At 47.5% G+C, this 12,317-nt stretch carries 10 protein-coding genes; all 10 read right to left on the bottom strand.

Going from position 1 to position 12,317, the window contains the following annotated elements; all coding sequences use genetic code 11:
• Positions 1-53: 53 nt before the first annotated feature.
• Positions 54-2,447, bottom strand: a complete 2,394-nt coding sequence (locus BT105_RS10770) for a penicillin-binding transpeptidase domain-containing protein (RefSeq protein WP_143186578.1) — start codon at positions 2,445-2,447, stop codon at positions 54-56.
• A 318-nt stretch (positions 2,448-2,765) separates the two neighbouring features.
• Positions 2,766-3,266, bottom strand: a complete 501-nt coding sequence (locus BT105_RS10765) for a hypothetical protein (protein ID WP_072300749.1) — start codon at positions 3,264-3,266, stop codon at positions 2,766-2,768.
• Entirely contained in the window at positions 3,259-4,200 is a 942-nt protein-coding gene (gene rsmH / locus BT105_RS10760; protein ID WP_028515859.1) for a 16S rRNA (cytosine(1402)-N(4))-methyltransferase RsmH, read from the bottom strand. Before rsmH ends, BT105_RS10765 begins: the two co-directional genes overlap by 8 nt.
• 58 nt (positions 4,201-4,258) lie before the next feature.
• Complete coding sequence (locus tag BT105_RS10755) at positions 4,259-4,690, bottom strand: division/cell wall cluster transcriptional repressor MraZ (protein WP_028515858.1); 432 nt, start codon at positions 4,688-4,690, stop codon at positions 4,259-4,261.
• A gap of 413 nt (positions 4,691-5,103) precedes the next feature.
• Complete coding sequence (locus tag BT105_RS10750; protein WP_072300748.1) at positions 5,104-6,402, bottom strand: SpoIID/LytB domain-containing protein; 1,299 nt, start codon at positions 6,400-6,402, stop codon at positions 5,104-5,106.
• 35 nt (positions 6,403-6,437) lie between these two features.
• The gene (locus BT105_RS10745) at positions 6,438-7,391 is read right to left on the bottom strand and encodes a class B sortase (RefSeq protein ID WP_072300747.1); all 954 of its coding nucleotides are present in this window, start codon (positions 7,389-7,391) and stop codon (positions 6,438-6,440) included.
• Positions 7,391-9,124, bottom strand: coding sequence for a sortase domain-containing protein (locus tag BT105_RS10740; protein WP_072300746.1), 1,734 nt, complete (start codon positions 9,122-9,124; stop codon positions 7,391-7,393). The genes BT105_RS10745 and BT105_RS10740 overlap by 1 nt, the downstream gene beginning before the upstream one ends.
• The gene (locus tag BT105_RS10735; protein WP_072300745.1) at positions 9,124-9,660 is read right to left on the bottom strand and encodes a CinA family protein; all 537 of its coding nucleotides are present in this window, start codon (positions 9,658-9,660) and stop codon (positions 9,124-9,126) included. The genes BT105_RS10740 and BT105_RS10735 overlap by 1 nt, the downstream gene beginning before the upstream one ends.
• A 71-nt stretch (positions 9,661-9,731) precedes the next feature.
• Entirely contained in the window at positions 9,732-10,910 is a 1,179-nt protein-coding gene (thiI, locus tag BT105_RS10730; protein ID WP_072300744.1) for a tRNA uracil 4-sulfurtransferase ThiI, read from the bottom strand.
• A gap of 33 nt (positions 10,911-10,943) precedes the next feature.
• Positions 10,944-12,074, bottom strand: a complete 1,131-nt coding sequence (locus BT105_RS10725; RefSeq protein WP_072300743.1) for a cysteine desulfurase family protein — start codon at positions 12,072-12,074, stop codon at positions 10,944-10,946.
• Positions 12,075-12,317 lie beyond the last annotated feature (243 nt).

Here is a 12,317-nt window from a genome sequence, read left to right as displayed (position 1 = left end):
TTCTTTTGTTCAGTAATATTTATTTTATCTGTAATAGTTTTTGGCTGAATATATCAGTCGCTCATCTCATTTACCATGAATTCAAGCTCTATTGTAGTACCTCTCGGCACCTGCTTGCCCTCCTGAATGGACTGACTGTTTACAGTAGCGCCGTCACGCTCGACAGAAGCGCCCTTTGTGGTATAGTTCAGACCGCTGTCGTTGATTATCTGATTTGCAACGCTTGGCGAACAGCCGTACAGATAAGGAACTGTCACCAGAGTATCCGCGTAGTTCACCTTTTCGGTATACAGGTATACACAGCCGTCCTTGGCTATAGCCTTGCCTGTCAGCGGAGACTGGTCAACGACCTCGATGCCGTTGCCTATCTTCTCGTACTTGACGCCCATGCCGTCAAGAGTCTTTATAGCCTCATCAATGCTTGCGCCCTTGAGGAGCGGTACCTTGACGTCCAGATTCTTGAGCTCCTGCTCGTTGTACTCAGGGCTCTTGCCGAGATACGGAAGCACCTCTGTAAGGATATTTCTTGCTGTAGGAACAGCGCACTTGCTTCCGTAGTAGCCGTCGCCACTCTTATCAGGCATATCAGCAAGCACTAAAAGTATCAGCTCTGGATCGTCCGCAGGAGTAAAGCACACATACGAAGCACCGTATTCCTGCAGGGTGGCGTCCTCCTGCTCCTTGATCTCCTCGTAACGGGAGGTCTCGCTGAGTCGCTGAGATGTACCTGATTTGCCGCCGATAGCATAGCCCTTGATATTAACGTTGCCTGCGCCGTTTCCGACTACAACGTTGTAGAGAGCATTTCTCATCTTAGCCGATGTATCCTCGGATATTACCTGTCTTCTAACGGTACGCTCGTTTTTGAGAACGATGTTTCCGTCGCTGTCGACTACCTTGTCGACTACATAAGGCTTCAGCAGATATCCGCCGTTTATTGAGGCACAGCAGGCTGTTATCATTTCCATAGGAGTGATAGTCTCGCACTGTCCGAAAGCACTAACTGCAAGATCGACAGGAGACATTTTATCAGCGCTGATATTGTTGCCGCCTACCTCGGCAGGAAGGTCTATTCCTGTAGGCTCTCTGAAGCCGAATGCGTCAAAGTAATAGCAGAATTTATCCTTGCCCAGCTTTGCGCCGATATCCATGAAAGCAGGGTTGCAGGAGTTTGTAAGAGCCTCCTGAAAGGTCTGCATACCATGACCGGGAGCAAGTTTCCAGCAGTCGATATTAGCCTTATGACCTTCAAATTTCTTGAAGCCCTCGCAGTAGAAGCTGTCATGCTCGATATCTATGACATTCTCCTCGATAGCCGCAGAGCTTGTAATGACCTTGTATACCGAACCGGGCTCATAGGTCTCTGTTATGCACTTGTTCTTCCACATACGCTCTCTGGCTTCGGGAGTATATTCCTTGAAATCCTTTTCCGTAGGATCGGTGATATTCTTTTCTGCGAATATCTTATTGAATATAGTCTGATCCGATACCTTGAACGGTTCGTTGAGATCAAAGGTAGGATATGTAGCCATACCGTAAACAGCGCCTGTTTTCGGATCCATAAGGATAGCGCAGGCACGGTTCTTGACGTAATGAGTCCTTACCATATCCTCTAAGTTCTTTTCAAGTATATACTGTATCTCTCTGTCGATAGTAAGGTATACGTCGTTGCCCTCCTTAGGCTCAAAGGTCTTGGAATATCTGTAAGGGAGCGCGTTTCCGTTTGAGTCCACAGCAGATATGGTTCTGCCGTCAATTCCCGAGAGGTACTTGTCATAGGAAGACTCAATACCGTAGGCAACATTTCCGTTGGTAAAGCCGATAACAGAAGCGGCAAGATCCTTCTGCGGATAATAGCGCTTTGTATCTTCCTCGTTTCTTATGGAAACAAAGCCCCACTCGTTGAAGTAATTGTCTATCTCGTCAGCGATAGGCTTTTCCACCTGTTCCTGAAGGACGATATACTGGGTGTCCTGATCCATAGCCTTTGTTATCTCCTCAGGAGTTATGCCAAGCTTTACCGAGAGGAAGGCCACCGCGTCGTTCTTGAATTCGTCTATTGACGCAGGGAGCTTGTTCTTATCATTGCCATCCTCATCAAGAACGGGAGTATATGTGCCGTTGGCTATATCCACTGTACGCTTGTTTATAAGCTTTTCCAGTCTTTCAAGATCCTCCTTGAAGCTCTTAGGATCGATGAATATCTTATAAACGGTAGCGCTCTTGGCAAAAGCAACGCCCTTTGAGTCGTAGATAGAGCCTCTGTGGGCTGATATGCTTACCGAACCGAAGTGCTGGTCGTTAGCCATATTCTGATATTTCTTGTTGTCAAGAACTGATATTTTGAAAAAATTGCCTGCTACAGCCGCAAAAAGCACACTGAAAGCGGCAGTCATAACTATCTTTGATCTGAACCTCATTGCATTTGAGGGATTTGTATTTATCACTGAGAAGCTTCCTTTCCGTGACAATTTGTATAAATAAAAAGGGCAGGGTTGTAATGTGCCCCGCCTCTGAACATCTTATTTATCTTTTCAGGATGTCCTTTTGTTTTGATACGACGAAGGATTTATCGCTATTCAAGCGTGGACATACCGTCCCCGAGCCCTATTTCGCCCAGAGCCCGGGAACTGCACATCCGATATTCCGATCACCCGCTGTATCTCCGTGTTCTACATATAACCTCGGCATTTATATATATTTTTTCGTTGCCGATAGTGTTCATTAATTATGCGGGCAGCCCTTTTGTTATATATATATTGGTACTACCCTCTGAAATATTCCACGCATTTATCGAAAAAGGACTTAATTTTCGCCATAATTCCTTTTTTCTGTTCGGGAATAGTAACGACGTCGCCTGTCTGAATCTGGATATATTTTATCTGTGTGGAATCGATCTTTTCCATTCCGAGCGACTTGGCATATTCCTCTATGCTCTTAGCCGACATTTTTCCGTCAAGTTCAGACTGGAGTCTTACATTTTCGGCTGCGACGCTATCAAGCTTCTCCTGAAGAGTTGACACCTTGTTGTATGCCGTGTTTCTCTTGTCAAGAGAATAGATAACCGAGCCCAACAGCGCGGCAGCCAACAGTGATACACATATTATCTTGAAAACCGAACCGCTTCTGGCTTCGGTCTTTCTCATCTGTATCTCGGGCTTCTGCTCAGAGTCATTCTGCATAGCGTCACCTGCTTCGGTCATCTCGTCCGAATCGGCATCGTCATAGCTTTCATCCATATAATAGCGTACAGTGTTTTCAGCCATTGCTTTCCGCACTCCTTTCTATTATTCTGAGCTTCGCGCTTCTGCTTCTGTTGTTTCTTTCGAGTTCCTTTTCTTTAGCCTCTAACGGCTTTCTGTTTACAAGTTTTCCCTGCGGCTTGTGTCCGCATACACACTGGGGAAAGTCCGGTGGACAAATGCAACCTTTGCACCATTCCGCGAATTTTTTCTTTACTATTCTGTCTTCGAGGGAATGGAAGGTAATAACTGCAAGGCGTCCGCCTGCCCTCAGACTGTGGAATGCGTCGTCGAGTCCTTTTTCGAGGTGTTCAAACTCTCCGTTGACAGCGATCCTTATTGCCTGAAAGGTCTTTTTGCATGGGTTCTTTTCACGTCTCGCCTTCTGAGGAACGCTTTCTCTGATGATGTCTGCCAGCTGAGTAGTAGTCATTATCGGCGAGCTTTCTCTTGCACGGATTATATTTGAGGCTATTTTTCGGGAGAACTTTTCTTCCCCGTACTCAAATATTATCCTTGCCAGTTCCTGCTCGGAATAAGTATTGACCACATCGGCAGCGCTCATTCCCTCCTTGCTCATTCTCATATCGAGGGGAGCGTCGGAGTGGTACGAGAAGCCTCTGCTTCCCTCATCGAGCTGAAATGACGAAACGCCAAGGTCCATAAGTATACCGTCGGCATAGTCTATATCAAGTTCATCGAGGACCGCTCTTATCTCTGAATAGTTCCTGTGAACTACCATTGCATTCTTGTAGACCGACAGGCGCTCTGTTGCAACAGCAACCGCATCGGGATCTCTGTCAAGAGCGATGAGCCTTCCATTTTCATTCAAATGAGAGGCGATTGCAGAGGAGTGACCTGCACCGCCCGCAGTACCGTCAACATAGATACCGTCGGGACGAATGTTAAGCCCTTCAATACATTCCTCAAGCATTACAGGTATATGGGTAAATTCCATCAAGCAAAACTCTCCTTATTTCCGAAACTGATCGGTAACAAAGATAAAAACGTCTGTATCAGATAACAAGGTCAGCAAGAGCATCGTTGATCTCGTCCTGAGTGATACTGCTGTTGAATTCTTCCCACTTGGACTTGTTCCAGATCTCAGCTCTGTTATTAGCGCCGATAACAACGACTTCGTCAGTTATACCGGCATGATCTCTGAGCTGCTGTGTGATAAAGATACGTCCCTGTTTGTCGGGGACCTGCTTATCAGCACCTGCAAGAAGCTTACGTCTGATGTCAGAACCATTCTTACCTTTAATAGAATTAAGCTTTTCGCAGTAATCCTGGAATGCTTGCGGCGAGTAAACGGCGATATAGGCGTCATCATGTCCCTGGCAAAGGAAAAACTCAGCACCAAGTACGTCTCGGAGCTTAGTCGGGAAACTCATACGGCCCTTCTGATCTATACTTGGGTAATAAGTACCGCATAACAGATCTGCCATAGAATTTCGCCTCGCTTTCTCTTTAACCTTAGGAATGATTCACCCTAATTTGGAAAATTTCACATCCAATCACCTTTTTTCACCCTAAACATATTTTATCATTATTTAGAGATAAGGTCAATGGTGGGTATTTCCAATATTACTCCACAAAAATGGCTATTTTTTATGGATTTTGTTTAATCATTAACCATTGATTAAAAAGAAACGAAACAAACGTTTTTATCTTTGTTAAATTATTATTAAAGTTTTCACCTTTCTTCACCTTTCAAGGTCAAAAACAGGGTTTTTTCACCTCACGGCTCCACCTTTTTTCACCTAAAAGGAGAAATAAGCCTTCGGATATAATGAGACTGTGCCCCACTATCCAAAGACTTATTCCTTTTGTTCTGTGTATCTTTTGGCTTTAAGCCATATCAATCATATGTATATGTCAGATTGAATTTCGATGATTTAAGTCCCATCATCATTGAGAATGGGTAGCCCTTCACAGTTGTCTGTCCGTCTATGTTTACAGAGGTGACGTAGCCTGTCTCCTCTGAGTAAACGGGCTGTATCCAGTTTCCGGGATCGTCCGAGAGGGTGATGTGGTAAGCTGTTTCAAGCTTTTTCTTCACTGACTCGGCACTCATATAGGTAACTGTTCCCCAGTGCGGATCGTAAGCGGCGTCATAGTCGCTTGGAACGCTTCTGAGATACGGATAATCCGCATAGAACACTTCATAGCAATTTGCGGAGCAGCCGCCGCTTGAAGCAGAGAATACTGTCAGCGCATAATCGCCTTCATAGTAAAGAGCCTCGCCGAGGACCTCATTGCAGGCGTCGATGACTATCTGCGGAGGATCAGGCTTGCCTCTCAGGTCCTTTGAATCGTCGCCGTTATACTTGAGATAAGTATATACTGCAACTGCCTGAGCCTTGATAGCTTCGTAAGCGAAGCTTCCGCCCACCTCTCGGTTGACTATCTCAGATACGACCTTCAGAGTATCGCCTGCGGGCTCATGAGCAATGGTAAGCTCCTCCTCATCGGTCATTCCTGTATTCATAAGTTCCGTACCGGGATAATAGTGGTACAGGATATCCTGATATGTCCAGCCTGCGCAGCTTGCATAGAAGTTTGCACCGTTCTGGCTCATACCGACGCCGTGTCCCCAGCCATATGTCACGAATGCGAATTCACCGGGTTTGGCTTCAACGCTCTGACCTTCCTGAGACGGCGGAATGTCGCCTACTGCCGCACCCGATGTCTTGATATCGACTGCTGTAGGCTCCTTGGTGCGGCTCTTAGCCGCATTCTTTGATAATGTAGGCGTTGCTTTTTTCAACGCGCTCTTTTTCTTGGCAATTGTTTCCTCAAGAGCCTTGCGCTCTTCTTCGGAAAGCCCTGCATATGGATCAACAGCTTCGCCCACCTTCGCCATTTCAGGCGTTGCGAGCTCATAGCTTATAAGAGTGAGGCTGGAATCGTAATCGTTGATATCAGCTTTCTCCCAATCCTCAGGCATTTTTGGCTCTTCCTCTGCGTTCTCCGAAGCCTGCTCAGAGGCTGTTTCGGTTTCCGCAGCTGTTTCGCTTTCTGCCGAAGCAGTTTCCGCAGCCGTAGTTTCCTCGGCTGACAAAGAGCTGTCCGCAGTTTTCATGCTAACAGACGCCGAGAGCACAAGTACTCCCGAAGCCACAGCTGCCGCTCGTTTAAGCATGGTCTGTACCTTCATAACGCTCTCCTTTATTGAAAAATATAAGAGTTCGCTTATTGCTGAGCCTGTTCCTCAGCGGCTTTTTCAGCTTCCTTTGCTTTCTGAGCCTGTAACCATGACTCAGTACGCTTTATCGAATTTGTATCTCCTGCGACCTCGCCGTCCCTGAGTCGTCTGCCCACAACGAGGAATCGTGAATTATCCACGTCCGAATAGCAGGTAGAAAGGGTAATGAGCTTGTCGCCGTATTTCACATCGACTCCTGTATCATAAAGCCAGCGGCTCTTGCACTTGTCGATATAGAAATTGAAGTCCTCTTCCGAGCTGAGATCTTCCATAGTCCAGTAGCGGAAGTCAGTAGCGTCGTAAGTTCCGCTGGTAACAAGAACAGCGAAAATAACATAATCGTAATCCTTGTAGTTGGAGCTTACGTGAATGAAAGGATTCTTCCAGTAGAAATCGGGGTTCAGTCGGTACTCTCTGGTGCAGCCCAGCATTTCGCCGTTCCACCATGCGTGACCGTATATTACCTGATTCTCTGACTGTTCGCTCTCGACAGCCCCGAAGGTATCGCGGTAATCGAGAAACAGTGAACCTCTCTCGTCGTACTGTCTGTAAAGATCATTGTCGAGATAGAAGGAATTAGAGTCATAATCCTTGCCGCCGTAAAAAGCAATATCCGAGGAGATATCTCCTGGGTCCATTACTATAGGATAATCGATCTGAAGACCGTCCACCTTTATCCAGCCTACGACGTCCTTATTGACGTGCATGAGGGACTTTGCTCTGTCAGTCATGCCAAGCTGAGACGGCACATAACCGTACTTGTCAGCAAGGTCATCGGGAAGCGCCATTGTTGTCGCCTCCGTCGGCGCGGTGGTCTCGACTACATCACTGTATATCGGGACAGCTTTCTTGTCCTTGCTTATCACTACAGCGTAGATGCCAAGTCCTACAGCCGCCGCACAGGCAGCACAGGCTGAGATTATTTTTACAGGTTTGTTCATTATTTATCCTTCGCCTCCGCAGGTCCGTATGGCTCAAATGGAGCATTCGGATCATATCTTGCGTCCGAATGGTTCTCATAATAGAGATTAGGCCACTTTATATTTGGGTTGCGCACGCTGTCCTGAGTACCTGCAATAGGATCCTCGTCTTCGCGCACACGTCTTGCCATTATAATGATACGTCCTCTTTCCTCATCTGCAAGAGTAGTATTGCAAGTTGAAAGGGTAAGCAGCTGATCGCCGTACTTAACGTCCACCTTGTTAAGGCGTATCGATCTTCTCTTAGCCTCGTTGACGAAGTTGTAGAAATCCTCCTCGCCGTCGAAGTCAAGTTTGTTCCAGCAATCGAACTTTGTATCCGATTCGTCCTCTGCGTCAAGAATAAAGAATGCGAATATCTTATATTTGTAGTTTTCGTAATTTGATCTGAGGTTTATGACGGGGTGCAATGAGTAATAATCCTCTCGCCAGTTATAATACTTAAGGCAGCCAAACATCTGGTCGTCATACATATTATGACCGTAGATGATAAGGTTATCCGAGTTCTCGCACGCTAAGTAGCCGTCCTCGCCGACCTCGTCGAAATGGTTTCTGTAATCAAGGAACAGCTCGCCTGCTATGTTTTCAGTCAGGTCGAACTTCATGTTCAGATATTTTTTATTGTCCTCTGCCTGCATGACAGGGTTATTTATAGGGGTATTGGGGATAGTGATGACGCCGACGATATCATGGTTCTGCTCCCAGAGCTTGCGTGCGCCGGGCAGCATATCGAGATATCTCACGCGGTCGTCCACAGGTGTCTCATCCTTGGGAGCCTCCTGATCACCGTATATCTCATACATTTCCATAAGGTCTCTGGTCTTGCGCTTACTTGACCACAGGTCATAGTAGTAGTCTCCTACTATGTAGCCGCAGACAACTATCGCAACAACAGAACCGAGGAAAACGATCTTTCTTATGCGCTCACCGAGCCTGTCCCCCTTCTGAGGGAACAGGTCCAGCAGGCGCTGTTTAATGGTTTTTTTCTTCTTCTTTTTCTTCTTTTTGGAAGGCTTTTTCGTCTCTTCGGAGGTCGTCTCCGCAGCCGCCCGAATAATTGGCTCAGGAGCTTTGTCCTCATTTACACGATGAAGAGGGCGAACAGGTTCTTCCGTCTGTTTTGTTTCGGCAGCATGACCGATCGGAGTAAAGACCATAGTTTCCTCGTCCTTTTCCTCCGTCACACTTTCAGTCTCTGCCTCTTGTGCATACGCGTTGTTTACTTCTGCTTCATAAGTTTCCGCCTCTGCCTCAGTCTCGGTAAAGTCCTCCGTATATCCCGTGATATCACCGCTGACCTCTGTGAAGTCTCCGGCTACTTCCTCCGCCAGTTCCTGAAGTTCCTCATGTGCGGGAGTTTCCAGTGCAGGGAGTATATCAGAGATATCGGGAGAAGCGTTTGCCTTGACATCTGCTTCAGCTTCTGCCTGCTTTGCAGCTAATCTTTCTGCGTCTGCCTTTTCTCTTGCTATTGCCTTGTCGAGCTCGTCAAGTATATCCGCCGCAGTTGCAGTGTGTTTTTCCTTTACCCTTGCAATGCGGTCAGCCATGCTCTCAGAGCGCTCGCTGTCTGATTTATTTTCATAAGTCATCGGAGCGACTTCCGCTTCACTGCGGATAGACCTTCTGATAGCCTTTATCTTCTCAGCTCTGCGCTGAGCTTCTGAGCTTCCGTCGGTTATTTTTTCGCTCATCAGTCTTTACTCGCCTCCATCAGTATTTTTTCAATCGTGCCAAACGCATAAGCAGCCGCACATCGTCTGATATTCGTTCTGCTCATATCGCTCAGCTTCCATAATTCGGGCAGCCTTACAAACTGACTGCCGCAGATATCGAAACCGATATACACCGTTCCCACAGGAGTATCCGCAGTTCCGCCCGATGGACCTGCGATACCCGTTACAGAAACGCACACATCTGCTCCCGAGCGTATTTTTAGTCCCTTGACCATGCTCAGTGCTGTTTCCTCGCTCACTACGCCGAACTCTTGTATGACCTCGGCAGGAACTCCCAGAAACTCTGTCTTTATCCGCTGAGAATATGTGCATATCCCAAGCTCAAAGACCGCAGACGCGCCCGATACTGATGTTATAAGCTCCGAAAGGAGTCCTCCCGTACAGCTCTCCGCTGTAGCTATGGTCAAACCCTCTCGTTCTAATAATTTTACAACATTTTCAACGGTCTTGTCAAGTTTTTCGGTGTCACATTCAGAAAATTTACTGCTTACCACTAAATACTCACGCTTTCTTTAGTCAACATTTCACAATTATTAAGTGATTGATTTGTGAAATACTTAAAAAATCAATCTCCAAAATTAAAGGTCTTCATCTCTGTGTTTTCAACAGCCTTCTGTATAAGCGGTTCAAAATCGAAGCTGTTCTGTGCCTTTTCTATGTCCGAAAGCTGAGGTCTTACCTTCGGGTGACGGGGAGTGAACACGGTGCAGCAGTCCTCATAGGGCTGTACAGATATATCGAATGTGTCTATCTTACGCGCAATTTCGATTATCTCGGTCTTGTCCATACCAACGCAGGGACGGAACACAGGTATGCGGCATACCGCGTCTGTGCAGACCATAGCCGCCATTGTCTGGCTTGCCACCTGTCCGACGCTCTCGCCTGTGATAAGGGCAAGGCAGTTGTCCTTTGCGGCGATACGCTGAGCTATCTCCATCATGAGTCTTCTCATTATAATAGTAAAGAACTCCTCGGGGCAGTTGTCCTTGATAGCCTCCTGAAGCTCAGTGAAAGGTACACAGTAGAATGCGATTCCTCCGCAGTAGTCGGTAAGCTTCTGGCAGAGCTCCTCTACCTTGAGCTGTGCTCGTTCGGAGGTGTAGGGAGGGCTGACATAGTGGATAGCCGCGATGTGAACGCCGCGCTTTGCCATCATATAGCCTGCAACGGGGCTGTCGATACCGCCCGAAAGAAGAAGCATAGCCTTTCCGCTGCTGCCAACGGGAAGTCCGCCTGCTCCCTTGATGTTCTCTGCATGAACGAAGGCGTTCTCGTCGCGTATCTCAACAGTTACCGTAACTTCGGGGTTCTTGACATCAACGGACAGGTGCGGGAACTTTTCAAGAAGCTTTCCGCCCAGCTCCATGCATATCTCAGGCGACTTCATGGGGAAAGCCTTGTCGGAGCGCTTTGCGTTGACCTTGAATGTCTTCGCACAGCTCAGCACCTCGTCGAGATACTCATAGCTCTTGTTGCAGATATCCTCGAAGTCCTTCTCGCATACGCAGGCGCGGCAGTAGGTAGCGATACCGAAAATCTTGCCCACTCTGTCTGAGACTTCGTTGAGGTCGATATCCTCGTCAAGAGGAGTTATATATGTTGTGGACTGAGCACTGGTCATCTGAAAGTGACCGAGGGGCTTCAGTCTGCGCTTTATGTTCTTTATGAGCATATCCTCAAAGGTCTTTTTATTGAGACCTTTCAGTGCCATTTCGCCGTATTTTACAAGTATCAGTTCTTTCATATTCTTCTCCTATACTATTATAATATAAATATATCAGCCTCTGATTTTTTCAATTCCCTCATGGAGAGCCTCGCAGAAAATATCAAGCTCCGCCTCTGTAGTCTCCGCGGTCATGCTGATACGCAGAGCGCTGTCCGCACGCTTGTCACGTATGCCGAACTGTCCCAGAACTCCGCTCTGCTGTCCCTTTGAACAAGCCGAGCCGCTGGACACGTATATCTCCTTGCTTTCAAGGAAATGCAGCATTATCTCCGAGCGCTTTCCCACCGCCGAGATATTCACCACATAGGGTGAACCGTCCTCGGGAGAGTTCACAACAACGCCCTCGATTCCGCTGAGCTTGTCGAGCAGATACTTTTTCAGTCCGCCCACTTTTTCATAACGCTCCGTGATAGCGGGGACAAGCTTTTTCACAGCCGCTCCGAAAGCCGCTATCATGGGAACGCTCTCAGTACCCGAGCGTATGCCCTTTTCCTGCTTGCCGCCTGTGATAACGGGAAGTACGCGGACTCCCTTTTTGATGTAAAGAGCTCCCACTCCCTTGCCGCCGTGTATCTTATGACCGCTGAGGGAAATAAGGTCGGCGCAGAGCGCACTTGCCTTTACAGGCAGCTTCATGTAAGCCTGCACACAGTCCGTATGTGTGATCATATTGGGATAACGGCGCTTAACCGCCGAAAAAGTCTCCTTAACAGGAAGTATGTAACCTGTCTCGTTGTTGACATACATCATGCTGATAAGGCAGGTGTCTTCGCCGCAGGCATTTACGAAGTCCGCCGCATAGAAGCGTCCGTCCTCACGGGGAGAAACGCGGACTATCTCGAAGCCTTTTTTCTCAAGGTCAGCGGCAGTCTCCTCAACAGAGGCGTGCTCCACTGCTGAGATGACTATTTTCTTGGCTTTTCTGCCGTAAGCCGCAGAAGCTCCGCGGAGAGCGAGGTTGTTGCTCTCAGTAGCTCCCGAGGTGAAATATATGCATTCTTTATCTGCGCCGATACTGTCGGCAATGGCTTTCCTTGCGCCGTCCACGACGAGCTGAGCGTTGAGCCCTGCTCTGTGGAGGGACGAGGGATTGCCGTAATTCACGGTCATAGCTGACACCGCCGCCTCAACCGCTTCTGGACAGGGCTTTGTTGTCGCCGCATTATCAAGGTAAACTTCCATTTCATGTTCCCTTCATTGATTTATAGTAGCATTCTTTTTATTATAGCATACTTTATAAAATAAAGCAAGTTTTTCACACTATCAAACCGAGTTTGTTAGTTGAGAGTTGAGAGTGAAGAGCTGAGAGTTGAAAGTTGCGGAGTCGCCTGCGGCGACATTATTTAATTAAGGTGAGCGGAGCGAACACATTAACTCTCAACTCTTCACTCTCCACTCTCAACTTTTAAAGCGTGGGCTCCACGC

The sequence above is a fragment of the Ruminococcus flavefaciens genome (genome assembly GCF_900119075.1).
Classification (GTDB): Bacteria; Bacillota; Clostridia; order Oscillospirales; family Ruminococcaceae; genus Ruminococcus; species Ruminococcus flavefaciens_Q.
The sequence above is the reverse complement of the archived record's forward strand: the minus strand, read 5'-3'. Positions and strand labels throughout refer to the sequence as shown.